The 25,846-nt window shown below is 50.8% G+C and carries 23 protein-coding genes; 5 read left to right on the top strand and 18 right to left on the bottom strand.

Annotated features, from left to right (window positions below):
* From A7981_RS04095 to A7981_RS04015, 18 genes are all read right to left on the bottom strand, one after another.
* Positions 1–1,398 carry an ethanolamine ammonia-lyase subunit EutB gene (locus tag A7981_RS04095; RefSeq protein WP_067264370.1) on the bottom strand — a complete coding sequence of 466 codons (1,398 nt, stop codon included), beginning with the start codon at positions 1,396–1,398 and terminating at the stop codon, positions 1–3.
* A gap of 97 nt (positions 1,399–1,495) precedes the next feature.
* The gene (gene eat, locus A7981_RS04090; RefSeq protein WP_067264368.1) at positions 1,496–2,863 is read right to left on the bottom strand and encodes an ethanolamine permease; all 1,368 of its coding nucleotides are present in this window, start codon (positions 2,861–2,863) and stop codon (positions 1,496–1,498) included.
* A gap of 60 nt (positions 2,864–2,923) precedes the next feature.
* Positions 2,924–3,769: a TorF family putative porin gene (locus tag A7981_RS04085; protein ID WP_067266511.1), complete on the bottom strand. Its 846-nt coding sequence runs from the start codon at positions 3,767–3,769 to the stop codon at positions 2,924–2,926.
* A 268-nt stretch (positions 3,770–4,037) separates the two neighbouring features.
* The gene (locus A7981_RS04080) at positions 4,038–4,448 is read right to left on the bottom strand and encodes an amidase (protein ID WP_067264365.1); all 411 of its coding nucleotides are present in this window, start codon (positions 4,446–4,448) and stop codon (positions 4,038–4,040) included.
* Between the two features lie 31 nt (positions 4,449–4,479).
* A complete protein-coding gene (atzF, locus tag A7981_RS04075; protein ID WP_067264363.1) occupies positions 4,480–5,868 on the bottom strand; it encodes an allophanate hydrolase in 1,389 nt (462 codons plus the stop codon).
* Complete coding sequence (gene uca, locus A7981_RS04070) at positions 5,868–9,524, bottom strand: urea carboxylase (protein WP_067264360.1); 3,657 nt, start codon at positions 9,522–9,524, stop codon at positions 5,868–5,870. The genes atzF and uca overlap by 1 nt, the downstream gene beginning before the upstream one ends.
* Positions 9,517–9,645, bottom strand: coding sequence for a hypothetical protein (locus A7981_RS12335; RefSeq protein ID WP_256365540.1), 129 nt, complete (start codon positions 9,643–9,645; stop codon positions 9,517–9,519). The genes uca and A7981_RS12335 overlap by 8 nt, the downstream gene beginning before the upstream one ends.
* A gap of 99 nt (positions 9,646–9,744) precedes the next feature.
* Positions 9,745–10,413 (bottom strand): urea amidolyase associated protein UAAP2, encoded by a 669-nt coding sequence (locus A7981_RS04065; RefSeq protein ID WP_174545132.1) that lies wholly within the window; start codon positions 10,411–10,413, stop codon positions 9,745–9,747.
* The gene (locus A7981_RS04060) at positions 10,410–11,138 is read right to left on the bottom strand and encodes an urea amidolyase associated protein UAAP1 (RefSeq protein WP_067264355.1); all 729 of its coding nucleotides are present in this window, start codon (positions 11,136–11,138) and stop codon (positions 10,410–10,412) included. The genes A7981_RS04065 and A7981_RS04060 overlap by 4 nt, the downstream gene beginning before the upstream one ends.
* Positions 11,139–11,146: 8 nt before the next feature.
* Entirely contained in the window at positions 11,147–11,611 is a 465-nt protein-coding gene (nikR, locus tag A7981_RS04055) for a nickel-responsive transcriptional regulator NikR (RefSeq protein WP_067264353.1), read from the bottom strand.
* A gap of 242 nt (positions 11,612–11,853) precedes the next feature.
* Positions 11,854–13,218, bottom strand: coding sequence for a type III glutamate--ammonia ligase (gene glnT, locus A7981_RS04050; protein WP_067264350.1), 1,365 nt, complete (start codon positions 13,216–13,218; stop codon positions 11,854–11,856).
* 50 nt (positions 13,219–13,268) lie between these two features.
* Positions 13,269–14,045 carry a creatininase family protein gene (locus tag A7981_RS04045; RefSeq protein WP_067264347.1) on the bottom strand — a complete coding sequence of 259 codons (777 nt, stop codon included), beginning with the start codon at positions 14,043–14,045 and terminating at the stop codon, positions 13,269–13,271.
* 3 nt (positions 14,046–14,048) lie between these two features.
* Positions 14,049–14,960: an ABC transporter ATP-binding protein gene (locus A7981_RS04040; protein ID WP_067264343.1), complete on the bottom strand. Its 912-nt coding sequence runs from the start codon at positions 14,958–14,960 to the stop codon at positions 14,049–14,051.
* 10 nt (positions 14,961–14,970) lie between these two features.
* Positions 14,971–15,936: an ABC transporter permease gene (locus A7981_RS04035; RefSeq protein ID WP_067264341.1), complete on the bottom strand. Its 966-nt coding sequence runs from the start codon at positions 15,934–15,936 to the stop codon at positions 14,971–14,973.
* 38 nt (positions 15,937–15,974) lie between these two features.
* Positions 15,975–16,913: an ABC transporter substrate-binding protein gene (locus A7981_RS04030; protein WP_082889254.1), complete on the bottom strand. Its 939-nt coding sequence runs from the start codon at positions 16,911–16,913 to the stop codon at positions 15,975–15,977.
* Positions 16,914–17,239: 326 nt separating this feature from the next.
* Positions 17,240–18,019 (bottom strand): 3'-5' exonuclease, encoded by a 780-nt coding sequence (locus A7981_RS04025; RefSeq protein ID WP_067264335.1) that lies wholly within the window; start codon positions 18,017–18,019, stop codon positions 17,240–17,242.
* A gap of 37 nt (positions 18,020–18,056) precedes the next feature.
* Entirely contained in the window at positions 18,057–18,944 is an 888-nt protein-coding gene (cysM, locus tag A7981_RS04020; RefSeq protein WP_067264332.1) for a cysteine synthase CysM, read from the bottom strand.
* Between the two features lie 16 nt (positions 18,945–18,960).
* The gene (locus A7981_RS04015; protein WP_067266505.1) at positions 18,961–19,458 is read right to left on the bottom strand and encodes a disulfide bond formation protein B; all 498 of its coding nucleotides are present in this window, start codon (positions 19,456–19,458) and stop codon (positions 18,961–18,963) included.
* A 55-nt stretch (positions 19,459–19,513) separates the two neighbouring features.
* Between A7981_RS04015 and xseA the strand changes: the two genes are divergently transcribed.
* The 5 genes from xseA to dapD all read left to right on the top strand — a co-directional run bounded on the left by xseA (position 19,514) and on the right by dapD (position 25,746).
* Positions 19,514–20,722, top strand: a complete 1,209-nt coding sequence (gene xseA / locus A7981_RS04010; protein ID WP_067264329.1) for an exodeoxyribonuclease VII large subunit — start codon at positions 19,514–19,516, stop codon at positions 20,720–20,722.
* A gap of 117 nt (positions 20,723–20,839) precedes the next feature.
* Complete coding sequence (locus A7981_RS04005; RefSeq protein ID WP_067264326.1) at positions 20,840–21,868, top strand: alpha/beta hydrolase; 1,029 nt, start codon at positions 20,840–20,842, stop codon at positions 21,866–21,868.
* A 124-nt stretch (positions 21,869–21,992) separates the two neighbouring features.
* Entirely contained in the window at positions 21,993–23,876 is a 1,884-nt protein-coding gene (locus A7981_RS04000; protein ID WP_067264323.1) for a potassium transporter Kup, read from the top strand.
* Positions 23,877–23,980: 104 nt separating this feature from the next.
* Positions 23,981–24,823 carry a M48 family metalloprotease gene (locus A7981_RS03995; RefSeq protein ID WP_067264320.1) on the top strand — a complete coding sequence of 281 codons (843 nt, stop codon included), beginning with the start codon at positions 23,981–23,983 and terminating at the stop codon, positions 24,821–24,823.
* A gap of 95 nt (positions 24,824–24,918) precedes the next feature.
* On the top strand, positions 24,919–25,746 hold the full coding sequence (gene dapD, locus A7981_RS03990; RefSeq protein ID WP_067264317.1) for a 2,3,4,5-tetrahydropyridine-2,6-dicarboxylate N-succinyltransferase: 828 nt from the start codon (positions 24,919–24,921) through the stop codon (positions 25,744–25,746).
* Positions 25,747–25,846 lie beyond the last annotated feature (100 nt).

Here is a 25,846-nt window from a genome sequence, read left to right as displayed (position 1 = left end):
TCAAGCCGCGCTCAACAAGTTGCGTGGCATATTCTGTAGCATGTGGTGGCTATTGGTCACGGGACGCACGTTGCCATTGTCATCCATGATGTTCATTTTGCGTAACCATTGCTCGAACTCAGGCGCAGGCTTCAACCCTAACACCTTGCGCAGGTAGAGGGCATCATGGAATGAAGTAGTCTGGTAGTTGAGCATGATGTCGTCAGCCCCCGGGATGCCCATGATGAAAGTCAACCCAGCGGTTGCCAGCAGCGTCATGAGGGTATCCATATCGTCTTGGTCTGCCTCAGCGTGGTTGGTATAGCAAACATCGCACCCTAGCGGCAAGCCGAGCAGCTTGCCACAGAAATGGTCTTCCAGCCCGGCGCGGATGATCTGTTTGCCGTCATACAGGTACTCAGGCCCGATAAAACCGACCACAGTATTGCTGAGTAGCGGCGAGAACTTTCGGGCAACAGCATAGGCACGCGCCTCGATGGTCTGTTGGTCGACGCCAAAATTGGCGTTAGCTGAGAGCGCGGAGCCCTGACCAGTCTCGAAGTACATGACATTATTGCCTATGGTTCCGCGCTTTAGCGCTAACGCTGCCTCATAAGCTTCTTGCAGGATGCCGATATTGATGCCAAATGTCTGGTTGGCTTTCTCTGTACCGGCAATCGACTGGAATACAAGATCGACAGGTGCACCACGCTCCATGACTTGAATCTGGTTGGTCACATGGGTCAATACGCAGGATTGGGTAGGAATGGCATACTGATTGATGACTTCGTCCACCAGATAATACAGGTCCATCAGCGCAGGGATGCTGTCAGTCGCAGGGTTGATGCCGATGACCGCATCGCCAGAGCCATATAACAAGCCATCCAGCATAGAAGCGGCAATGCCGCGTGCATCGTCAGTGGGATGATTCGGTTGCAGGCGAACCGAGAGGTGTCCCGGCAAACCAATAGTATTGCGAAAAGCCGTGGTAACGTGGCATTTTTTGGCCACTAGGATCAGATCCTGATTGCGCATCAGCTTGCTGACTGCCGCTGCCATTTCAGGCGTAATGCCGGGGCTTACGCGTTTTAGAACAGCACTATCAGCCTCATCGGAAAGCAGCCAGTCGCGGAAATCGCCTACCGTCAGGTGGCTGATCTCGGCAAAGGCATTGGCATCATGGCTATCAATGATCAGGCGGGTGACTTCATCCTCTTCATAGGGGACGACTACTTCCTGGAGAAACTGTCGCAAAGGTACAGCTGCAAGGCACATACGCGCCGCCATGCGTTCAGCATAGGTTTCTGCCGCAACGCCCGCGAGATAATCGCCGGAACGGGCCGGAGTCGCCTTGGCCAGCAGGTCTTTCAGATCAGTGAAGCGATACAGGTTCGCCCCTACGCTATGACTGTATTGCATGAGTGGAATCCACAGTATTCAAAAACAGTATTTAAAACAGGTGCCGCGCCATTTTTAAAGTGGCGCGGCGATTCGCTTAAGTCTTCGCCTAACGTTATCAGGCAACTGTCGGCATGACATTGTCGGCCGATGCATCACGTTGATGCTGGGTGAACGAGTAATACACAAAAGCCAGCGCCATCAGAACGACAAACAGCAAAGCCAGCAACTGGTTGTAATATATCATGGTCACCAAGCTGACTACAGCCAAGCCAAGCGCGATTGCCGGGAACAGCGGATACGCGATCGCTGTGAACGGACGCTCCAGATTAGGTTCTTTTTTGCGCAGTGCGAACAGGCTGAGCATGGAGACGATATACATCACAATCGCACCGAACACCGCCATGGTGATCAGGTTGGCCGTTAATGTCATGCCGCCGAACTGGATCAGGTCATCACTGAATATCGCAGCAACACCGACGACACCGCCTGCAATAATGGCACGGTGCGGCGTCTTGAAGCGGTCATTGACCTCACTGAAGTATTTAGGCATATAGCCAGCGCGCGACAAAGCGAATATCTGGCGAGAATAGCCGAGAATAATGCCGTGGAATGAAGCAATCAGGCCGAACAGACCAACCCATACCAGCATATGCAACCAGCCACTATGCTCCCCAACAATCATCTTCATCGCTTGCGGCAATGGATCATTGATATTGGATAGGGTTCTCCAGTCACCAGCACCGCCAGCAAATATCATCACACCAATCGCCAATGAAAGTAGCGTGAGGATACCTGCGATGTAAGCCTTAGGCACTGTCTTCTTGGGCTCCTTGGCCTCCTCTGCCGCCATGGCAACACCTTCGATGGCAAGAAAGAACCAGATAGCAAAAGGAATAGCTGCAACGATACCGGGGATCACCGCCATGCTGAATTCACTCTCACCGGCCCAACCATTAGCGACAAAGTTGCTTAAAGCAAAACCAGGTGACACCACACCCATGAATACCAGCAACTCAATAATCGCCAATACAGTAACAAATAACTCGAATGTAGCGGCGATACGTACACCGATGACATTCAGGCTAATGAAGACCACGTAGGCACCAGCCGCCATCATCTTGGGATCAACATCAGGAAATTGCACGTTGAGGTAAGCGCCGATCGCCATAGCGATTGCGGGTGGCGCAAACACGAACTCTACCAATGTGGCAAAACCTGCGACAAACGCCGCTTTGGAACCCAAAGCACGCCGTGCATAGGCAAAGGGCCCGCCCGCATGCGGAATCGCTGTCGTAAGCTCGGTAAAGCTGAAAATAAAGGTGGTATACATGATCGCGATGATGATCGCAGTCACAAGAAAACCCAATGTACCTGCGGCTGCCCAACCATAGCTCCAGCCGAAATATTCGCCAGAGATGACCAGACCAACGGCCAGACCCCACAGATGCCAGCCGTTAAGGGATGACTTTAAAGAAGTGCTCATATAAAAACTCCCGTCATGTTACGCAAAGGAAATACGGCGGCTCGCAGGCCGCCGTATTGATTAAAATGCCTTGGTGATACTAACCAGAAAGACATCCTTAGCGACGTCTGAATCAGAAGGATTGCCACGCAGGCCGTTACGCAAGCTGACAAAGTCTTTATATGCATCAGGCTCGCTAGTCCATGAATAGGCCGCCTGCACAGACCAGCCTGCATCGAAAGCCTTATTGACACCAGCTTTGTAGTAGTTGATATCAAGTCCGGTAGCATTGTGAATGACCTGACGACCAGCCTGACCGATCAGCGACCAGCTATCATTCAGCGCATAATTTGCATCCAGCTCATAGTAGTAAGAACCGCGGGTATTACCCGTTACACCCGCACCCAGATCACCGGCAAAACCGCCGTTAACAGGTGAGTTATTCGTGCTCCAACCCCAGTATTCAGTCATCGCACGGCCGGTCTTGAATGTCAGCCAGTCATAAGTGAGGGCAACATAGGCTTCGAGGGTATTCAGTGAATTGCTTTTGGACGGGAAATCCGATTGATCCCAGTTGGCACCACCCGGATAGGTGTAATAGATCATGCCAACATCGTAGGCAACAACGGAAGCCGCACCCGGTAGCTTGTCACGATAACCACCGTAGTAATCGATCTCAACATGGGCACCTGGCAACCAATGATCAGATACGTTGGCAGCAGCAAGACCCGCATATAGGCCGGATTTATGGTCGACTTCAACGCCAAGCAAAACGGCAGGTTTACCCCAAGTCTGTGACTGGCCGCGGAAGATGTTATCACTGGCGAGCGTAGCGCTGGATACGAAGCTCCAGTCTGGCTCTGCCATGGTTGCCTCTTCTGCCAGCACTGGTGAACAGACGCCAGCCGTTAACATCAGGGCGCTCATTAATTTAAAACGATTACTCAACATATTTTTAAGTCTCCCATAAATATTCATAAAAAAGATGGCTACAACAAAGCAACTGAGTGATACCTAAAACTAAAAACGAGATAAAAGCATGATTCACTGAATAAGATAATCGCTGATTACACATAAGCGCACTATCCCATTTTGGCAAATCTCTCTGCCTATTTCGGCAAAGCGCTCTTCCCCTCGACGATACTTCCCGATATTCAGGGAATCGCCTCTCCTCCATGGTGTTGCAACGCTTTCATTACGCGTCTTTTTTGGTTAAATAATCGCGCCATCCGCCATAGGCGGAAATGTCGATGGCATCCTCAGTGGCATAGGCTTCGCAGAGAAAACCTTGCACTTGGCTACCGTCCTGCAACACCAGTGTCCCGAAGCCCAAAGGTGCAGGCACCCCTGCGACGAAAGCGCCATAATTAGTGACTGGTAGCCGCCAGACCTCCAGTGCAATGGCTTGCCCGTCTGCCTTCACCCGCAACAACCCTGGGCGTTCAGGCGTAAAGCCATTCAGTTTATAAAGGCGATAATATGGGGCGGTCGTGGTTTTACTGACTAGCTCACCGGCAAGTGATGTCAGTTGCACGTTAAGCGGTAAGCCGCTCATATGTGCACCACATACGGCAACCTCTACAAAGGTCTGATTTTCTTTACTCATTGGAACTCCTTTTCAATTCAGTCGCATTAAATTAAGCCGTACTCATTTTTAGCTTGGTAGCGCCAAGGGTACGCGGGGTTTGTTGATCTAGTCGTGCAGCCAACGCCAGTAGGCGCTCATCGCTAAAAGCAGGGGCACAGAGAGTGATGCCAAACGGCAGGCCATTAGACTGAAAACCGGTAGGGACAGCGATAGCGGCAAGATCCAACAGATTCATAAAATTGGTGTAGTACCCAAGATTGGAATTGCAAACTACCGGTTCGGCCTCTAATTCGGCGATGGTATAGATCGTGCCAGCGGTGGGTGTGACGATGAAATCTAGATCAGTCCACACATGTTGCACTTTGCGCTGCATATCTTTCAGACGGTAAAGGGCGCTGTAAACATCGGCGGCGCTAAAACGGCTGGCGCCACCGATAATTTTCTTCGTCACGGGGAATATGGCGTCGGGATTTGCCTCGAAAAAATCCTTGATGGCTGCGTAACGCTCTGCGACCCATGGGCCTTCGTACAATAATCTAGCGGTCTCAAGAAACAAGGAGAAATCGATCTCCACTGGCTTGCCGCCAGCTGCCTCAAGCTGCTTGATGGCAGCATTGAACAAGCCTGGTGTCTCTTTACTCTCAAAAAAGGCCAGCTGATTTTGCCGAGGTATACCGAAAGTAAACCCTGCTTTGAGCGCGGGTTCTTCTGTCAGTGGCTTGGCACGGGAATAGGCATCCTCTTCGTCATAGCCTTGGGCGACTTTAAGTACGCTAGCGGCATCCACCGCCGTCAACGCAAAGATGGAAACACAATCCAGCGTACGGCAGGCGGGCACCACACCATGCGCACTAACAAGGCCAACGCTGGGTTTATGCCCGACAAGATTGTTGAAGGCCGCAGGTATACGACCAGAACCAGCTGTATCTGTCCCCAAGCTGAAACTTGCCAAGCCCAGTGCAACGGATACTGCTGAACCGGCGCTGGAACCACCCGAGATATAGTCAGGATTAAAACTGTTATGGCAAGCACCATAGGGTGAGCGTGTACCAACCAAGCCGGTGGCGAACTGGTCAAGATTGGTCTTACCGACAGGAATAGCACCGGCATCAATCAGCTTTTGTACTACGGTCGCACTTTTTTCGGGCGTGTAGGCATACTCCGGGCAGGCAGCAGTAGTCGGGATACCAGCTAGATCGATATTATCTTTTATGGCGAATGGAATACCGTACAAAGGCAAATCCGCGGGAGATTTTCCTTCAAGTTGCCGGGCATAGGCAAACATCTCATCGCGGCTCAGGCGGTGTATCCAGATATTGCCGCTATCTTCAAAACCGATGCGCCTATCGAGTATATCCACCAACATGGAGGGGGTTAATTCTCCAGATTGATAGCGTGCGCGTAACTGGCTGATTTCCAGACTCAAGTGATCGTTCATTATTTACTTCCTGTACGAATGACATAAAGATTCTGCCCTGCGGCGACTTGGGCTCCTTCTTGGCAGAACACATGGGTAATGGTGCCGCTGCATGGCGCGGGGACGGTGATCTCCATCTTCATGGATTCAACGACGACGACTGCATCGCCTTCGGTCACGCTATCACCAACCTTGACCTTAACCTGCCACAGGCTACCGGAAACGTGCGAGGCCACCGCACGGCTATCGGCAGGTAGTTCTAGCAGAGTATCGCTAGCATCGCTCGCGACTTCAACCTCATTGCTGTAATTGGCCTGTCCACTGGCTACCCACCGCTCGCGCTCGGCATCGAATGCGTTTTGCTGGCGCGTCTTGAAGGCAGTGATTGATGCATCCTCTTTGCGCAGGAAGGCGTTATAGTCCTTAAGGCGGAATACTTGCTCCTCAGTCTTGAGTTGGAACTTGCCGCGGGGAAAATCTTCGCGCATCTGCAACAACTCCTCAGCAGAAACCGGATAGAAGCGTATCTGGTCGAAAAATCGCAGCAACCAAGGTTTGTCCGCAGGGAAATCAGCGGTTTCTTTCCAGCGATTCCACATCTGGATGGTGCGGCCAACGAACTGGTAACCACCTGGGCCTTCCATGCCGTACACGCACATATAGGCACCACCGATGCCGACAGCGTTCTCGGGGGTCCAGGTACGTGCCGGGTTATATTTGGTGGTGACCATACGGTGACGCGGATCGACTGGTGTAGCCACTGGCGCACCGAGGTAGACATCGCCCAGACCCAATGTCATATAGCTGGCGTCGAAGACGATTTTCTTAACATCTTCCACACTATCCAGCCCGTTGATGCGACGAATGAACTCGATATTACTGGCGTTACCGGAGGCGGTATCGCACCAAGGCGCATCTTTTCGTACCGACTGCATGTACTTTTCGATCGCCAGCTGTGTTGCGGCATCGTCCCAAGACAAAGGCAGGTGGACGATGCGCGTTGGCACTTCCATCTCATCCACCGCTGGCAACTCCTGCTCGGCGGCTTGAAGAATATCGAGCAGACGATTGAGCGGCAGCTCCCGGCTATCGTAATGCACCTGCAAAGAACGAATGCCGGGCGTGAGGTTGAGGATGCCGCGTATGCCCCACTCATTTATCTGTTGCTGTAACCATAGCATGAGGGCATGTACGCGAAAACGCAGGTTAAGATCAAGCACCAGATCGCCGTATTCCACCAATAGATACTTATCGCCTGCTTGGCGGTAGACGACCTTGATTTGGTCGGCACTCTGCGGGATTTGTGCCAGTATTGGGCTGTAAGGTGATTTGCTGGAACCAGTGACGGGAGCAGCGATTTCAGCTTTTACTTCACTCAGGCTTACGATCAACTGATTCTGTGCCGCCTCCATTGCGGATGCATCAGTTTGCGTTAGTCGTTTAAACCTGACCTTGTCGCCAGCCTTGAGCTGCCCCATTTTCCACAACTCGGCTTGGATGATGGTCGCAGGGCAGACAAAGCCTCCGAGACTTGGGCCATCCGGCCCAAGAATGACTGGCATATCACCAGTAAAATCGATGGTGCCAATGGCATAGGCATTATCGTGGATATTAGAAGGATGCAGACCCGCCTCGCCGCCATCCTGACGTGCCCACTGCGGTTTGGGGCCAATCAGGCGCACGCCGGTACGGCTGGAGTTATAGTGCACCTCCCAATCGGTGCTGAAGAACATGGCAATGTCATCTTCAGTGAAGAAATCCGGCGCGCCATGGGGGCCGTAAAGCACACCTATCTCCCAGTTGTGCGTATAAGTCGGCTTTGCGTGCATTGCCAAGCTTCGCTCTGCCAAACGTATGTCTACAGCCTGAGCAACCAAGTGCAACACGTCCCCCACGCGTAATGTTCTGCCACCATGCCCGCCAAATTGACCCAGAGTAAACGTGGATTTGCTGCCCAGATAATCCGGCACATCGAAGCCACCTTGCAAGGCAAGATAGCTTCGGCAACCGGCATCCAGTATTTTACCCAGTCGCAGGGTGCTGCCAGCCTTGACCGCATGCGACTGCCATAGTGCAACAGCGATACCATCGACCTCTGCCTCAATCGCAGCACCCGTAATGGCAATAACCGCATCCGTATTGAATTTAAGGCGTGGGCCGATGAGCGTGATTTCCAGACCCGCTGTGCCTTCGGCATTATCGACTAAACAATTCGCCAGCCTAAAGGCCAAATGATCCATCGGCCCGGAGGGTGGCACGCCAACCGCCCAGTAACCCATACGGCCCGGATAATCCTGTATCGACGTCTGGACGCCTGCTTCCAGCACATCAATGGTATGCGGATGATACTCAAAGGTGTTGAGGTAGCGCGTGGTCTGCTCACCAGCGGGGAAAACAGCATCGGCCAACACCTGCCGTAGATAGTCTAGGTTTGTTTCGATTCCGCTGAGCCGCGTTGCTTCGAGTGCTTTCTGCATACTGCCAATGGCATGAGGACGGTCAACTTCGTGCACCAGAACCTTGGCAACAAGGGGGTCATAAAAAGGCGATATCTCGCTACCCTTCTCCACCCATGTATCAATACGGCAAAAATCGGGGAATAGAGCTTCTGTCAGCACGCCAGAGCTTGGCTGAAATGCTTTGTTAGGGTCTTCCGCGTAGATGCGTACCTGAATGGCATGGCCTTGCGGTTGATGCACATAGCCCGTCATGAAGTCACGCTCACCAGCAGCCAACCGCACCATCCACTCGACCAGATCAACCCCTGCAACCATCTCAGTGACACCATGTTCCACCTGCAAGCGCGTGTTCACCTCCAGAAAGTAAAATTCACTACCTGTTTTGTCATAGACGAATTCAACCGTACCGGCGGAGCGATAGCCAATCGCACTCGCAAGCTTCACTGCTGTTTGCAACAGGCGTTGCCTAAGCGCATCGCTAATATTGGGCGCAGGTGTTTCTTCAATCACTTTCTGGTTACGGCGCTGCACGGAGCAATCTCGCTCACCCAAGGCGACTACATTGCCCTGCCCATCGCCGAATACCTGCACTTCGATATGTCGCGCCGCCTGCACGTATTTCTCAAGGTAAATGCCGGACTCCTTGAAATTGGCACGCGATAATCGCTGCACGGATTCAAAAGCATCCAGCAGCTCATGCTCACCCCATATCAGACGCATGCCGATGCCACCACCACCTGCCGTACTTTTCAGCATAACGGGGTAGCCTATGCGGATAGCTTCACGTTGAGCATCCAGCACATCTGCCAGCAAGCCGGTGCCGGGTAATAGAGGCACACCGTTGGCTTCAGCCAATGCGCGCGCAGTGTGCTTAAGGCCAAAATCGCGCATCTGGCTCGGCGTGGGGCCGATGAAGGCGACTCCTGCAGCTTCACACGCCTCAGCGAATGCTGGATTTTCAGAGAGAAATCCGTAACCAGGATGAATCGCCTGTGCACCAGTCTGCTGGGCGGCGGCGATCACTTTTGCAATATCAAGATAGCTTTCGGATGCAGCGGCCGGACCGATACAAACAGCCTCATCGGCATCCAGCACATGACGCGCACCGGCATCAGCCTCAGAGTAGATAGCAACAGAACGCACACCCATCTTTTTCAGGGTACGGATGATACGACAAGCGATTTCGCCGCGGTTGGCAATGAGTACCTTCTTAAACATATTGAACCTCCGCGGCAAAATCGCCTGCATGGTCTTCGACCAACAAGCTTTTTGGCTTCGCCGCTGCGCCATCTAAAGATGGCTGGTCGCCGCGGTTCGCGATCAACACTTTATTAAACATGAACTGACCTTGTGCGGGCCGTCCCGCGTTGTGTCAAACTCGCCGGGCCGTCCCGTCGAGGGGTTGATTCACGTACTTGTTAGAAACTTGTCACCCGCTTTAATCCCACACCAAGAGCCTTACAGGGGTCGGGTTATAAGCGTTACATGGATTATTCAACTGCGGGCAGTTGGAGATGAGCACCACTACATCGATCTCTGCACGCATCTCTACATATTTTCCGGGGGCAGAAATGCCATCGGCAAAACTCAGGCTACCCTCTGCCGTCACTGGTACGTTCATAAAAAAATTGATGTTTGCGGTGATGTCGCGCTTGCTCATGTGCCTGTGGGTGGCGCAATCGCAATGGTTAAGTGCGTGCATGAAACTATCGCGGCAGCTATGCATAGGGCGTTTATCCAAGGCATAACGTACTGTATTGCTTTCTGCTGCGCAGGCTCCGCCCAGCGTGTCATGGCGTCCGCAGGTATCTGCGGTAATCGTCAACATCGGGCGCCCTTCGCTGGAGTACAACACAGAACCGGTCGTCAGGTAGAGTTGCATCTGGCGGGCTATGGTATCGACCGCACTGTAGCGCTCTTCCAGGTCGGCGGCGCTGTAGAACAAGGTATCCACCGCCTGATTACCTTCAAGATCAAGAATACGGAAAGTTTGACCCTTTTTTACTTCGGCCATCCATGGATCTCCGGCTTTGCATATCTGGTCGAGCACTGCATCTTTAAGGTCTAGCGTACTTTCCGTGAGTAGCTGAGATATGGCCTGACTCATAGATAATACCTTTCAGTATTGATGAAGCCCCTGCCGTTTTGGTCACAGGAAATCCGGCAGGCATCATCAGCACCAGCTAATCCGGCATGCCATGCACTGACTTTTACTGATGCAGGTTGATATTTTGGTTTAGGGTCAAGTGGATGTGGCGCAGTCGAAAGCACCAGCAAGACATTCATGTCGAAACGCACATCGACATAATCACCCACTTTGCTGTGTTGGCTGACAAAACTAAGCTGCCCCGCCTCGTCAGGCATGACCTTGCTAAAGAAATTGACGTTGGCAACCAAGTCGCGCTTGGCTAAACCGTATTTAGCCAACTCGACCAGCAGGCCATCCTTGCCGCTACGGTACATGTCGTTGCGATGGCTCTGAAAATCAGCTTCGCCATACTTGGCCGCGATCATCGCCGCATCCGAGACACCGCAGATAGTGTCGTGCCAGCCCACGCTGTCTCCAATAATCGAGCACATCACGCGCCCCATATCCGAGTAGCACACATTACCTGTAGTCAAAAAAGCGGTGTGCTGCGCTTTCAGGCTATCGGGCATGTTATAGCGCTCAAGCTTGTCTTCCGGGTTGTAGAACAGAGCTGAGAGATTGGCGCCGCCTTCAATGTCAGTAAATCTAAGGGCCGTGCCACGGCGGATAAGACCAGACCAATGGTTGCCGCCGGGGATGACCTCCTCCCATAACATCTCTCTTGTATCGTTATTTATTGCCATGCTGTTTCCTATGTTGCTGTTCTCGTCATCGGATGTAACGGCGGAATAACAGCCCCCATCAACTGTAGTTTGCCGGTGATCACGCCACGTAGGGCAACGATCTCATTAGCGATCGCTTGCACTTTCTGTGCGGGTCCTTGGACTAAAATCACCTCCATGGTTTTGTTATCAGCCAAATGGACGTGCAATGAGCTGATGACTTCGTCGAGATGGTTGTACTGCAAGTCGGCAATGGTCTTTTGCAGGCCGCGTGTCGCATTGTTGTAAAGAATGGTGATCGTGCCCACCATCACTTCGTTACCCGTTTCGCGTTTATGCTCGACCAACTGTTGCCGCAACATATCGTTGATAGCCTGTGAACGGCTTTCAAAGCCACGCTCGGCCACCATGATGTCTAGCTCGGCATGCAGATCTTCCGGCAACGAGATGCTGATGCGGTTGACCAGCTGGTTTTTCTTACTCTTTTCGTTCATTTTTCTTCCACTTTTTTTCTTAGTACAATCTGGCAACCTGAGTATCCATTAATATTCCCGCAAAAAATTGCGAAAAATCTAAGATCATCTAGCCTTTTTCAAATATGGGCGAGGGCTGTAGCGAGCCGCTGTCAGCAGGCTAAAGAGCAGCACAGAAACCGGAACGTACAAAAAGTACGTGAGGATTTCGAGCAGCGCATGCAGCCTGATCACAGCAGCGCAGTAAGCCAGCGCCCGTATTTTTAGAACATGTAGCTGTAGCGGTCAACCTCCCACTGGCTGATCGACAAGTGATAAGTCTCCCATTCCTGCGTTTTGTAGGTAATGAACTCATCGCGTAGCTCCTTACCTAAAGTTGCCTCGATCAAAGGGTCAGCAGCAAAGCAGGCTACGGCTTCCTGCAATGTTTGCGGGAGGAATTCAATGCCACGGTTATTGCGCTCCTCTTCAGAAATCGCATACAGATTATCTTCATTAGGTGCACCGGGATTCAATTTCTCGCGAATGCCCTCTAGCCCGGCAGCCAAGGCCAGCGCAGCAGCCAGATAAGGGTTGACCGCGCCATCGGCATTGCGCGACTCACAACGGCCACCGCCCTCAGGTACGCGTACCGAGTTGGTACGATTGTTGGAGCCGTATGAGTTGAATACAGGCGCCCAACTGAAGTAGCTCATGGCACCACGGCGTACTAGGCGTTTATAACTATTGACCGTAGGCGCAAAAGCCGCACACAAGGCTGGGCCGTGCTTAAGAATACCAGCGATGAACTGGTAACCAAGCTCAGTCAGCCCAATGCCGCGTGGGTCATCTTTAGGATCGCAGGCAAACAGGTTTTTGCCGGTCTTCAAATCGTACAACGACATATTAAAATGCGCGCCAGTACCTGTCTTGTCCGCAAAGGGCTTTGGCATCATGGTGGCGAGCAGCCCCTCTTCTTTTGCATAGTGCTTGGCCATGTAGCGGAAAAAGATAAAACGGTCGCACATGGTCAGTGCATCGCTATAGTTGAAATCAAACTCAAACTGGCTGTTGCCGTCTTCGTGGTCAAAGGAGTATAAATCCCAACCCAAGTCGTTGATGGCCGTCGCTACTTTGTCTAACCAGCCAAAGCTATCCATAAAACCGCGCACATCGTAGCAAGGCTTGGTGAGCTTATCGTCAGGGTTAGGGATCGCAAGCTTGCCATCGGCCTCCTGTTTAAGTAGATAGATCTCGCACTCGATGCCGAGATTCATGCCAAAGCCCATCTCGGCTGCTTGTGCGAGCACGTTCTTCAGCGCCACGCGGGTATTGAGCGCATAAGGTTGCCCCTTAAAGCCGTTATCAGCTGGCATCCATGCCACCTTCGGCTCCCATGGCAGCGGAATGATGTGGTCAAGATCAGGGATAGAGTTCAACTCATCGTCGCTCGGTGCCTGACCCAACCCATCCAGCGCATAGCCCGTATAACGCTCAGAACCGGCTGCCATCTGCGGCAGGTGGTCTATCGGTACGACTTTGGCTTTTGGTATGCCGTGGATATCCACATAAGCACCTATGCAATATTTAACGCCTTTGCTTTTCAGGTCATCCTGGATTTTGGCGATCTCTACAGTAGTCTTTGACACAACAAACCTTTCAGTAAATAACAGATATTCAAAATAATAAAATCAACAGATCATGCGTGATGATGGAAATACGAATGCGCGAGCGGTGGTGTTTCTTCTGTACCTTTCAAGATCAGCGCGCTCAAATCCTCGACCATCCACTCAAACCATTGCTGGCCTTTTTCAGCGGTTGAAATGCTCGGTTTACCGGTAACGCCATTCAGGCTGGTACGATTCACCGGGTGCGAAAACACCAGACCGTCCGTGCGGTCAGGGTCATCAGCCATATCCATTTTTTCAGGCCGCACCATGTCAGGCGCGGTCGCCAGCATGAGCGAAGTTTCGGCATCATTCGCATGCCAGTCCTCCCCATCTGCGTGATGGAACTGCCTGACACGCGGGCTTATGGTGGCGGAGTTGATAACGCTCACCATCATGTCGTCACGCTCACTGCGTAGCATTTCGAGCGCGCAACGCAAAGGCGCGGCATTGGTCACGTGGGTGTTGACGATAAACAAACGCCTCACACCACTGTGATATGCCCAATCGCCTAGATCCTTGACCAAATTAATAAGGGTAATAGGTGTAACAGCCAATGTGCCGGGCCACCGTTGGCTGTGACCGATGGAGCAACCGTATGGCATCGTCGGCAACATCGGCACCAATGTCCTTGCCGAAACGGCTCGGCACAAAATATCCGCCAGCACGTAATCCATGCCGCACCCCATATGCGGGCCATGCTGCTCAGTAGCCCCAATCGGCAAGATCGCTGACTGGTTAGCCTGTGTCAGCAGAGGCGGAATCTCATCCCAAGTTGCTTGTGCCCACTGTGTATTGCTAATGGTCATGCCCTACTCCACATTATCTTCAACATTGACGAAGCGGATCATGCGACTTGGAATATGCACATCCGGCTCATCTTTATGTTCGGTTTTTTCCGCAGGGTGTATCAATGCTTCCAAACGCGCCTTGGTCGCCAAAAACTCCGGTGAGTTGAACTGCTCTGGGTTACGCGGACGGGGCACCGAGACTTCGATGATTTCTTGCACCTCACCGGGGTGGGCTTTCAGCACCAGAATGCGGTCAGCCAGATAAATAGCTTCATCCAAATCATGCGTGATAAAGAGGATGGTGATATCGATGTTGCGCCATATCTCAAGCAAGTGAGATTGCATCTTGGCGCGCGTCTGTGCATCCAGCGCGCCAAAGGGTTCATCCATCAGCAAGATACGTGGCTGGTTGACCAGTGCGCGAGCGATCGCCACACGCTGCTTCATACCACCGGAAAGTTCATGCGGATAAGCTTGAGTGAATTTCTCCAGTCCAACCAGTTCCAGCCACAGATCGACCTCGCGACCAGCCTCCTCATTGGTCGCACCATTCATTTCCAGACCAAACATCACGTTTTTTCGTACGGTCAGCCAAGGGAATAAGGTATATCCCTGAAACACCATCCCACGCTGACGGCATGGTCCATCAATCGGTTCGTTATCAAGTAAGGCTTCGCCACCGCTATAACTTTCAAGCCCAGCTAGAATACGAATCAGCGATGATTTTCCGCAACCGGAAGGGCCAATCACGCAGACAAACTCACGCCTATGTACCTTGAAATTGATATTTTTCAACGCAGTCGTATGACCTTTTGCAGTTTTGTAAACCTTATCCAGCCCCTTCACTTCGAGAATCACTTCACGCTGTTTGATCTTGTCAAAGCGAGCTTTCACCGCATCTGACTGCTTCAGGTAGTCCATATCGTTTTCCATGATGTACTCCTTATTCCTTGTTCGCTGATTTGTTCCAGGGGAACAAACGCTTACCTAGCCAAGCGAGCAACAAGTCACAACTTAGTCCGATGATGCCGATCATGAGAATAGCGGCATATACATTATCGAAATGCTCATACCGCGCTTGCTGCGTGATGAACCATGTGATGCCTGATGATGTGCCTATCAGCTCAGCTACGATCAGATAAGTCCACGCCCAGCCGAGCAAGATGCGCTGATCGCGATAGAGGTCAGGTAATACCCCAGGAATGACCACATAGCGCAACAGCTTGATCTTGCTGGTGCCTAAAGTCATGGCGGCTTCCAGCAGCGAGTAGTCCAGTTTGCGCGTAGTGTTGGCGATGACCAGTATTTGCTGAAACAACGTGCCAATCACGATAATGGCGATCTTGGGGCCGTCATAAATCCCCAGCACAGCCACCGCCAGCGCGCCGAAAGCTGGTGCCGGCAAGTATCTAAAAAACTCGATAAACGGCTCGAACAATCTTGAAACGACTGTATAAGTACCAGCCAGCACTCCCAAGGGAACACCAATCAGCGATGAGATCAAAAATCCCCAGAAGATCACCTGTATGCTCTGCCACAAACTCTGGTGCAACCAGAGGCCATCACGCTGGGCAGGCGGTGTAGTAAACGCAGTATAAAAAGCTTCCACTACAGCATGCGGTGCTGGTAGATAAATAGGATTAGCAGGGCTGGCCGTGGGTAAAGCTTTGCCAGCCTCTTGCATATTCTCTAGCTCCTGACGGTAAGTCACCTTATCCACCAGCATATCCACCTGAAAATAATCTACATCACCAGGCTCACTGACTTTCATCATCGGGTGCCAGATAAAAGGCACATAACTCACCAGACACCACAGGAGGATAGGCAGCAGAAAAGAAGCAACCGCTAAGCCTTTTTTCCTGCGCGAACTAAGCTCCTGCCTGACGACGAACCAGTTGGATAATCCCATTCAACCTCTCCAGACTTCGTAGCTTATTGATTGGTTGCTTATTTATTAACTAGGGTAGGGTCAATGGCACGGTTCAAATCTTGCGGCTTCTTGTAAATGCCGGATTTGACGTTGAAGTCATCCACGATCTTTGAAGAGCCATAAAGTGATTTGAAACCATCAGCCTTCACCATGACGGCTTTGCCTTCATCAAGGGTCAACAATCTGGTACCTTTGAGGAATGGCAAGTAAGCCTCAGGTTTGAGGCCAACACGCGCGGACATGATCTTCACAGCATCTGGCTGGGTCTTTGGGTCGTTGATGTAGGTCACTACTTTGCCCCAAACCTTCACGACCTTCTCCCAATCTGCTCTGCGGCTGGAAAGACTGCTTGGACTCACAGTCAATACATCGTAGATCAGGCCAGGCTCATCAGCGGAGGTGTAAATCGGCTTTGCACCAGGTACGCGCTTCATCGCTTCACCGGAGTTCGGTTGCCAAGCGCCGATCGCTGCCAGATCGCCAGAAGCTAATGCCTGTGGCGTGTTATTAGTGGGGGTATTCACAATGGTCACATCGGTCTCTTTCAAGCCGACTTTTTCCAGACCATTCAGTAGCAACAGATGCTCAACCAGACCCAACTCCAGACCGATCTTCTTGCCTTTAAGGTCTTTCAGCGTCTTGATTCCCGGCTTGCCGACAATCATGTCGTTACCATTAGAATAATCGGTAACGATGATCATCACGTTTTTTGCACCACCAGCGGCTGTCACCAGCGCATCACCATTAGTCACGGTGACCGCATCGATCTTGCCTGCGGCGAATGCGTCCATCGAAGCCGAATAATCGAACCAATCGAACTTGACATCGACCCCAGCCTCTTTGAACCAGCCTTTTTCAATCGCAACCTGCCAAGCCACCCAGCCCGGCCAATCGCTATAGCCGATCTTGAGTGGCGCGGCTTGTGCAACGCTGGAAATAAATAGTGTAGCGACCATAGCTGCCGCTGCCGAAAACTGCTTGAAACGTCCAGAACTAGATAGTGATGTCACGATGGCTCCTTTGTCATAGTATTACTAAAATTAAATTCAGTAATACTAAAGCAAGTGGTATGCCACTAATATTTATATCTAATATTCATGGAGTTGATTGATCATCGAGCAAAACAGAGAAATATATAAAACGAAAATTTGCACCAATCCATCGCACCACGCCTGAAAAACGTGCATAACAATATACCGGTTTCAAGCGTAAAAAAACCGCTGGGAGATTAAATCAGCCAGCGGTTTTTAAAGGTCGAACCAATAACAGAAAAAGATGATGCCTAACTAGGGGGCCATGCAGCTAGAAACTCCTGCCAGTGTACGGCACCATAAGAAGCCAGTGTGTCACGCACCAGCGCGATTTCACTGGCGTAAGATTCCCGATTCAACTGACCGCGCATAAGCTGAAAACGCAGAAATACCAGATAGGTATTAGCAACATCTGTCTCGCAATAGTTACGTATCGCCTCGATCTCGCCATTCTTAAATGCATCCCACACCTTACTGCCATCCATGCCGAGCTTGCCGGGGAATCCGCATAACTGCGCAATATCATCCAGCGGGGCATTGGCACGTGCATTGAACATCGCCATGACATCCATCAAATCAAGATGGCGCATATGGTAACGGCTGATATAGTTGTTCCATTTAAACTCACGGTCATCATCGCCCATATCCCAATACCGTGGTGCCTGTACACCGTGGATCAGCCCGCGATAATGCAAAACGGGCAGATCAAATCCGCCACCGTTCCATGAGACCACATTGGGCGTGTATTTCTCGATGCCATCATAAAAGCGTTGAATGATCTGGCCTTCAGGTTCATCCGGTGCGCCTAAAGTCCATACCTTGAAACTGTCGCCCTCACGCAGCGCGCATGAGATCGCTACTACGCGGTGCTGATGCAGCGGCAGAAAGTCAGTGCCATTCTTCTGACGGCGCTGATGAAAGGCAATGTTAGCGATATCATCCGCCGCAGTTTCATGAGGCAAGTCGAGCAAACCCTTGATACCCTCGGTATCAGGAACAGTTTCGATATCAAAAACTAGGGTGGGGATCATCTCAGCTCACTTTATCTAAAAATCACGCGCAAGCACACTAAGCCGGGAATACACCAGTGGAAAGATAGCGGTCACCACGATCACACACGATAGAGACAATCACAGCATTCTCCACCGTCTTGGAAAGCTCAAGCGCGGCATGCAAAGCACCGCCAGATGATATACCTGCGAATATACCTTCAACGCTGGCAAGTTTCCTTGTCAGGCTCTCCGCATGTTTCTGGCTCACATAGACCAACTCATCGATACGTTTTGCATCATAGATGCTGGGCAGATATTCTTCAGGCCATTTACGGATACCGGGAATCTGCGCGCCCTCTTCAGGCTGCACACCGATGATCTTGATATCAGGGTTTTGCTCTTTCAGGTAACGCGATGTGCCCATGATGGTGCCTGTTGTGCCCATACTGGAAACGAAATGCGTCACCTTGCCCTTGGTATCACGCCATATCTCGGGGCCTGTACCTTCGTAGTGCGCCAGCGGGTTATCCTGATTACCGAATTGATCCAGCACGATGCCTTCACCTTCGGCTTGCAGCTTCAAGGCAACATCACGCGCCAGCTCCATACTGCCGTCTTTTGGGGTGAGCACAAGCTCTGCGCCAAATGCTTTCATTGTCTGTCGACGCTCGATACTCTGGTTCTCTGGCATCACCAGCACCATCTTGTAGCCGCGCATGGCAGCGGCCATTGCCAATGCGATCCCGGTATTACCCGAAGTCGCTTCAATCAGCGTATCTCCGGGTTTGATATCGCCACGCGCTTCGGCACGGGTGATCATGGAGAGCGCGGGCCGGTCTTTGACAGACCCTGCCGGATTATTCCCTTCCAGCTTCAACAAGATGGTATTGCTAGTCTTACCGGGTAAGCGTTGCAGTTTAACTAAAGGGGTATTACCTACATAATCTTCAAGGGTTTTATACATGCTGTGTTCTTTAAACTTATTTTTTCAATGTTGCCAAAAATATCGCATAGCCCGCCAAAAAGACGAACGCTACAAGTGAAAGTTGAGGGATGGTAATGCCAAACAATGTCCAATCGATCGCAGAGCATTCGCCTGTGCCTCTAAACACAAGCTCCATTGCGCGCTTCATCGGGAAAGTTTCGAAAATATAATCAAAACCGGCGCCGCATTCAGCCATTACCTTTTCTGGGTTGGCCTGTATCCAGATATGCCTTGAGGCGATGCCTGCACCCGCTGCAGCGGCAGTGAAATGCAAAAGCCCATAGACATTGCGCCCCCAACCTTTGGGGCCGTGAATAGCAGCACCCAGAAACAACAAACCCAGCACCATAAAAGCGATGCGCTGAGATATACAAAGCGGACACGGCTCCAGATTATATTTTTGCTGGATGTATAAGGCCATCCCCACCAGACCAAAACTGACAATGAACCCCAGAAGATAACCAGTTCTTTTACCGAATAGTTTGTTTAGCATAAGCAACGTCCAAGCCTTATAATTTAAGTTGATATTGTAACGGATTAACGACGGCATGACCGAAAACACAGGCAGCACTCCGAACGCAAAAGTATTGACCGTGACTGAGCTTAATCGTTTGGCGCGCGATGTGCTGGAACGCAGCTTTCCATTGTTCTGGGTCAGCGGTGAGATTTCCAACCTGACCCGTGCGGCTTCCGGGCATTGGTATTTCTCGCTGAAAGATGCTGGCGCGCAAGTGCGTTGTGTGATGTTCCGTGGTCGCAATAGCTATCTCGACTGGGTACCAAAAGAAGGCGACAAAGTCGAAGCACGGGCATTGGTAACGCTTTATGAAGCAAGAGGTGATTTTCAGCTCACGATAGAATTCTTACAGCGCGCAGGCTTAGGTACTTTGTTCGAAGCTTATGAGCGATTGCGCATCAAGCTGCAAAACGAAGGGCTATTCGATGAAAGTTTAAAGAAACCCTTACCGCCGCATCCTCGCCAAATCGGCGTTGTCACTTCACCAGATGCCGCAGCATTACGTGATGTACTCACCACACTTAAGCGCCGCATGCCGAGTATTCCCGTCATCATCTACCCTACCCCGGTTCAGGGTAAGGGCGCTGCCAACTTGATCACATCGGCAATAGAGCAAGCTAGCGCAAGAGCCGAGTGCGATGTATTGATCGTCTGCCGAGGCGGTGGCAGCATCGAAGATTTATGGCAGTTCAATGAAGAGATCGTAGCAAGGGCGATCCATGCATGCCCTATTCCCGTGATTAGCGGCGTAGGGCATGAAACCGATTTCACCATTGCAGATTTCGTCGCTGACCAACGCGCGCCTACACCCACAGCCGCGGCTGAGCTCGCAACACCGAATCGCACAGCTTTGTTCACGCATCTACAACAGCTAAAACAACGTACAACACGGCAGATAGGCTATCTGCTTGATAGGCGTATGCAGCATCTCGATTATTTAGCCAAACGGCTCATATCACCAGCACAGCAAATTACACATAAAAAGAATCATCTATCGCAGCTACAGTTACGCTTAAAAACTGCCAACACCATGCAGATACAACAGCAACAGCAACGCCTGAATAGGCTTCTGCAAAATCTACAGCACTTAAATCCTCAAGCTGTATTAGAACGCGGTTATGCTTTTGTGCAGGATCGTACAGGCCAATTAATCACAGCAAAGCAGCAGCTATCAAAAGGGCAGCCCGTTAATCTGAGATTCAAAGATGGCACAGCGGAAGCCGAGATCACCGAGATTTAACCCCTATAAAATGTACTTCATTCATTCATTCCTACAAACCTTTAAGCTAAGACTGACATACCCAGCTCTAGAAGCCTTCTATGATTAGATTTACTGATCTCAATATAAGGCTCGAGCATGAAATTCCTGAAACACTGGCTATTCCCTGATTTCTCCTTTTTTGTCGTTCCCCAAGATTTAGCCTCCAACGCAGATAAGATCGAACCCGCCACCTTAAAATTCTTAAAAACACTGGCAAAGTCTGATGACCCTGCGATTGAGACTTTATCGCCCGCCGAAGCGCGCAAAGTGCTAATCCAAGCCCAAGCGAGCGTAAATGTCGACGTTTCAGGCGTTGATATATCCAGCAAAGACATCAATGTTGATGGAGAAACCATTTCGCTCGATATCGTGCGCCCTCAAGGTATTAGTGAAGCATTGCCAGCAGTGGTATTTTTCCACGGTGGTGGTTGGGTATTAGGGGATTTTCCCACCCATAAAAGATTAGTCAGGGATCTGGCGATTGAAACCCATGCCGCAGTTATATTTGTCAATTACACGCCGTCACCTGAAGAACGTTACCCTAACGCGATCAACCAAGCCTATAAAGCAACCAAATGGGTCGCTGAACATGGGGATGAGATTAATGTGGATGGTAAGCGCCTAGCCGTCGCAGGCAACAGCGCTGGTGGCAATATGGCGACGGTTGTCAGCCTGAAGGCAAAAGAACTGGGCGGGCCTGATATCCGCTATCAGGTATTATTCTGGCCGGTGACTGATGCCGACTTTGAAACCGAGTCTTACCAGCAGTTTGAAGAAGGTTACTTTCTCACCAAAAAGATGATGCAGTGGTTCTGGGATAATTACAGCCCGAATAAAGAAAAACGCAAAGACATCTACTCATCCCCGCTACAGGCATCTTTAGCGCAACTTAAAGGCTTACCACCAACCCTAGTGCAAACAGCAGAGTTCGACGTGCTCCGTGACGAAGGTGAGTCTTACGCACGCAAGCTCTCAGAAGCGGGCGTTAAGGTCACGGCCACACGCTATCTGGGCACGATCCACGACTTTGGTCTGCTGAACCCTCTGGCCGGTACGCCAGCCGCAATCTCTGGCATATTACAGGCAGCATCCGAGCTGAAAAAAGTACTGCATGATAATGAGTGAAATGGATGCTGTGATAAAAAGCGTTGCTAAATTAGCACATTAAATCGGGAATATCTCCCATATATCACAGCGGGCAATCATTAACTGATAGAATCGCGCCAATGCTTTTCTGAGCTCGTCCCGGATGGATTCTTCCAGTAATCGCAGTACCCGAATGCCCGCATTAGCGCTTGCCGCTTTAGGTGTTGTATATGGCGATATTGGCACAAGCCCGCTGTATACGATGAAAGAGGTCTTTGCAGTTAGCCGCCACCCCGTACCCATCACTCACGACAATATATTCGGTATATTGTCTTTGATACTTTGGGCGCTGATCATGGTGGTGTCGGTTAAATATATCGCCTTCATCACGCGGGCTGATAACCGTGGCGAAGGTGGCATCATGGCGCTTCTAGCGTTAGCCAGCAGGACGCTAGCGGGTAAAAAACGAAGACAACATACCGTGATGCTGATCGGCATACTCGGCGCCTGTATGTTCTATGCCGACGGCATGATTACCCCCGCAATTTCGGTACTTTCAGCAGTTGAAGGTTTAGGTATCGCAGCGCCCGGGCTTGAGTCTTGGATACTTCCTATTACTATCATCGTTCTATTCATCTTGTTCTTCGTACAAAGCCGTGGCACTGCTGTCGTCGGCGCACTGTTCGGCCCTGTCATGCTGGTATGGTTCGGTACACTTGGTGTATTAGGTGCCCTTAACATCATGCATGAGCCATCTGTATTGCAGGCGATCAACCCTATCTATGGTTTGTATTTCTTCACGGCTCATCCTTGGCTGGCGTTTGTTGCATTAGGCTCTGTCGTATTAGCAGTCACTGGTACCGAGGCGCTATATGCAGACATGGGACATTTCGGCAGAAAACCTATTCAACTCGTATGGTTCGGGTTTGTCTTACCCGCTTTGATTCTCAATTACTTTGGGCAAGGCGCATTGATTCTGCATGACAACAGCGCGGTGCAGAATCCTTTTTACCTGATGGCACCAGACTGGATGCTCTATCCGCTGATTGGTTTAGCCACGCTCGCCACCGTAATCGCATCACAAGCGGTTATCTCAGGTGCATTCTCAATATCGCGACAAGCTTTACAACTTGGCTATCTACCTCGCATGCAAGTGCACCATACATCTGAGAGTCGCGAAGGCCAAATATACATGCCGCGCGTCAATTGGGGGCTAATGGTCGCTGTTATGGCACTGGTCATAGGCTTTGGCTCATCGGGCGATCTTGCTGCCGCTTATGGTATCGCAGTCACTGGCAATATGTTTTTCACTACACTGCTCGCCGGTATCGTGTTCCGCGGTCTCTGGAATTGGAGCTGGTTGCGTATCGGGCTATTGATTTCGGTGTTTCTGGTTGTTGATGTTGCCTTCTTCAGTGCGAACGTACTCAAGATACCTGATGGCGGCTGGTTCCCATTATTAGTAGGAATCGTCATATTTACGTTGATGACTACATGGAAAGCCGGACGCGATCTGCTACTCAAACATTTGAAGGCAGAATCTATGGCACTCGACCCGTTCATCGAGTCCCTAGGTCTCTATCCACCCACCCGTATACCCGGCAATGCGGTGTTCCTAACCCCTGACCCTTATGGTGTACCTCATTCCCTGCTACATAACCTCAAACACAACAAAGTGCTGCATGAGCGGGTCGTAGTACTTACTGTCAGAATAGAGGAAATCCCTTTTGTGGCTATAGAAGACCGTATTGAGGTCGAAAAGCTGCCGCACAATTTCTATCGCGTCACTGCCCACTATGGATTCAAGGACGACCCTGACCTACCAGCAGACTTGGCACTCTGCGCATCGCAAGGACTGGAACTTGATACGATGGACACCTCATTCTTTATCGGCAAAGAAACATTGATTCCGGATAAAAAAACCGAGATCGCCTTCTGGCGCAAGAAATTATTTATTGCGATGTTCCGTAACTCAGATAGCGTAACCAATCATTTCAACCTGCCGCCCAATCGCGTAGTTGAACTCGGTGCACAAGTGATTCTCTAGGGCTATAATTGGCAAAATAAGGTTGCGATATAAATCGTTAACTTTAAAATGCGCCACTAGCTTAATTTGTCCCCCTTAATATTTGTTTCACTAAAGAATACGACATGAAACGCATCTTTCTACTTATTGCCGCCCTGCTTTCACTCAATTTAACAGGATGCGCGACGACCAGCAGCACCCAATCTGGTGCAGTAGGCGTTGATCGGAAGCAGTATATGGTTGGTGTAAGTGAAAAAGAGGCCGTCGACCAATCAGCACTGGCCTATCAGAAAACCATCAAAACTGCCGAATCAAAAAAACTATTGAATACAGATAGTAAAGAAACCCAACGGGTACGTGCCATTGCGCAGCGACTAATAGCACAGGTGGGTACATTCAGACCTGACGCACTTAAATGGGATTGGGAAGTTAACGTTCAGGAAAGCAAGGAGATCAACGCCTACTGCATGGCTGGCGGCAAAATCATGGTCTATACCGGCCTGCTCGACAAGATCAAACCGACAGACGACGAGTTAGCCGCCGTCATGGGGCATGAAATATCTCACGCCTTGCGCGAACATGTCCGCGAACAAATGGCACGAGCCAAAACTCAACAGTTCGGCCTACTTGGACTTGCTGCCTTCGTTGGTATCGCAACTAAAAATGCTAACAATGCGGGTACTGCTTTGGCGGTAGGAGGCTCGATTGCGGCGCTGGGTATAACACTACCCAATAGCCGCACCGCCGAACATGAGGCCGACGAAATGGGATTGGAGCTGGCTGCACGTGCAGGTTACAACCCCAACGCAGCCGTCACGCTCTGGGAGAAGATGGGATCGACTGGCGGCGAAAAACCACCCGAAATCCTCAGCACACACCCATCTGATGCATCACGCATAGAAGATATCAAGCGGCTCATCCCAACCGTGATGCCTTTGTATGAAGCGGCAAAAGACGATAAGAAATAACGCCTTGTAATCTCTAATCCGCACATCAAGCGAGATATGCCCGCCGCTTTCGGGTAAAATACCGCTTTTTTGTATCTAGCGGAAACTGAATCCAGATGAGTGACTTACAAACCACGATCGAAGCGGCGTTTGAAAACCGCGCCAACATCAATCCATCCAATGTCGACAAGAACGTCAAAGATGCTGTATTTGCAGTGCTTGAAGACCTCAATGCTGGCCGCTTGCGCGTAGCTTCACGCAAGGGCGACACACAAGAGTGGGAAACGCATCAATGGATCAAGAAAGCCGTATTGCTTTCATTCCGTCTTGAAGAAAATGTGTTGATGGATGACGGTGTCACTAAATACTTCGACAAAGTACCGCCAAAATTCGCTGATTTCACTGAGGCAGACTTCAAAGAAGGTGGATTCCGCGTAGTGCCTAATGCAATCGTTCGCCGCGGTTCATTCATCGGCAAGAACGCTGTCTTGATGCCATCTTACGTCAACATCGGCGCATATGTCGGTGAAGGCACGATGGTCGATACATGGGCAACGGTAGGCTCATGCGCACAGATCGGTAAGAATGTTCACCTCTCAGGCGGCGTGGGTATCGGCGGCGTATTAGAGCCAGTGCAGGCAGGGCCAACCATCATTGGCGATAACTGTTTCATCGGCGCACGGTCAGAAGTCGTTGAAGGTGTTGTGGTTGAAGACAACTGCGTCATCTCGATGGGTGTCTATATCGGCCAATCTACCAAGATATATGACCGCGAAACTGGCAGTGTCACCTATGGTCGTGTACCTTCAGGTTCCGTCGTCGTTTCCGGCAACCTGCCATCAAAAGATGGTAGCTACAGCTTGTATTGCGCCGTCATCGTAAAGAAAGTCGATGAAAAGACTTTAGGTAAAGTTGGCATTAATGAGTTATTGCGTGGCATTTAAATACTAATAAAAATTGCTACTCAAAACGCCCACATTGCGTGGGCGTTTTCATTTGCATGGTACCAACTGTTAGAATAGCGTAAATAAAATATTGACTAGC

The organism is Methylovorus sp. MM2 (assembly GCF_001648895.1).
Classification (GTDB): domain Bacteria; phylum Pseudomonadota; class Gammaproteobacteria; order Burkholderiales; family Methylophilaceae; genus MM1.
Note: the sequence above shows the minus strand (reverse complement) of the source record. Positions and strands in the feature narration are given on the sequence as shown.

Excerpts from the sequence above, each read along its gene's own strand:
- A7981_RS04095 (WP_067264370.1), bottom strand. The coding sequence starts at position 1,398 with ATGCAATACAGTCATAGCGTAGGGGCGAACCTGTATCGCTTCACTGAT.
- eat (WP_067264368.1), bottom strand. The coding sequence starts at position 2,863 with ATGAGCACTTCTTTAAAGTCATCCCTTAACGGCTGGCATCTGTGGGGT.
- A7981_RS04085 (WP_067266511.1), bottom strand. The coding sequence starts at position 3,769 with ATGAGCGCCCTGATGTTAACGGCTGGCGTCTGTTCACCAGTGCTGGCA.
- A7981_RS04080 (WP_067264365.1), bottom strand. The coding sequence starts at position 4,448 with ATGAGTAAAGAAAATCAGACCTTTGTAGAGGTTGCCGTATGTGGTGCA.
- atzF (WP_067264363.1), bottom strand. The coding sequence starts at position 5,868 with ATGAACGATCACTTGAGTCTGGAAATCAGCCAGTTACGCGCACGCTAT.
- uca (WP_067264360.1), bottom strand. The coding sequence starts at position 9,524 with ATGTTTAAGAAGGTACTCATTGCCAACCGCGGCGAAATCGCTTGTCGT.
- A7981_RS12335 (WP_256365540.1), bottom strand. The coding sequence starts at position 9,645 with ATGTTTAATAAAGTGTTGATCGCGAACCGCGGCGACCAGCCATCTTTA.
- A7981_RS04065 (WP_174545132.1), bottom strand. The coding sequence starts at position 10,413 with ATGAGTCAGGCCATATCTCAGCTACTCACGGAAAGTACGCTAGACCTT.
- A7981_RS04060 (WP_067264355.1), bottom strand. The coding sequence starts at position 11,138 with ATGGCAATAAATAACGATACAAGAGAGATGTTATGGGAGGAGGTCATC.
- nikR (WP_067264353.1), bottom strand. The coding sequence starts at position 11,611 with ATGAACGAAAAGAGTAAGAAAAACCAGCTGGTCAACCGCATCAGCATC.
- A7981_RS04045 (WP_067264347.1), bottom strand. The coding sequence starts at position 14,045 with ATGACCATTAGCAATACACAGTGGGCACAAGCAACTTGGGATGAGATT.
- A7981_RS04040 (WP_067264343.1), bottom strand. The coding sequence starts at position 14,960 with ATGGAAAACGATATGGACTACCTGAAGCAGTCAGATGCGGTGAAAGCT.
- A7981_RS04035 (WP_067264341.1), bottom strand. The coding sequence starts at position 15,936 with ATGGGATTATCCAACTGGTTCGTCGTCAGGCAGGAGCTTAGTTCGCGC.
- A7981_RS04030 (WP_082889254.1), bottom strand. The coding sequence starts at position 16,913 with ATGGTCGCTACACTATTTATTTCCAGCGTTGCACAAGCCGCGCCACTC.
- A7981_RS04025 (WP_067264335.1), bottom strand. The coding sequence starts at position 18,019 with ATGATCCCCACCCTAGTTTTTGATATCGAAACTGTTCCTGATACCGAG.
- cysM (WP_067264332.1), bottom strand. The coding sequence starts at position 18,944 with ATGTATAAAACCCTTGAAGATTATGTAGGTAATACCCCTTTAGTTAAA.
- A7981_RS04015 (WP_067266505.1), bottom strand. The coding sequence starts at position 19,458 with ATGCTAAACAAACTATTCGGTAAAAGAACTGGTTATCTTCTGGGGTTC.
- xseA (WP_067264329.1), top strand. The coding sequence starts at position 19,514 with ATGACCGAAAACACAGGCAGCACTCCGAACGCAAAAGTATTGACCGTG.
- A7981_RS04005 (WP_067264326.1), top strand. The coding sequence starts at position 20,840 with ATGAAATTCCTGAAACACTGGCTATTCCCTGATTTCTCCTTTTTTGTC.
- A7981_RS04000 (WP_067264323.1), top strand. The coding sequence starts at position 21,993 with ATGGATTCTTCCAGTAATCGCAGTACCCGAATGCCCGCATTAGCGCTT.
- A7981_RS03995 (WP_067264320.1), top strand. The coding sequence starts at position 23,981 with ATGAAACGCATCTTTCTACTTATTGCCGCCCTGCTTTCACTCAATTTA.
- dapD (WP_067264317.1), top strand. The coding sequence starts at position 24,919 with ATGAGTGACTTACAAACCACGATCGAAGCGGCGTTTGAAAACCGCGCC.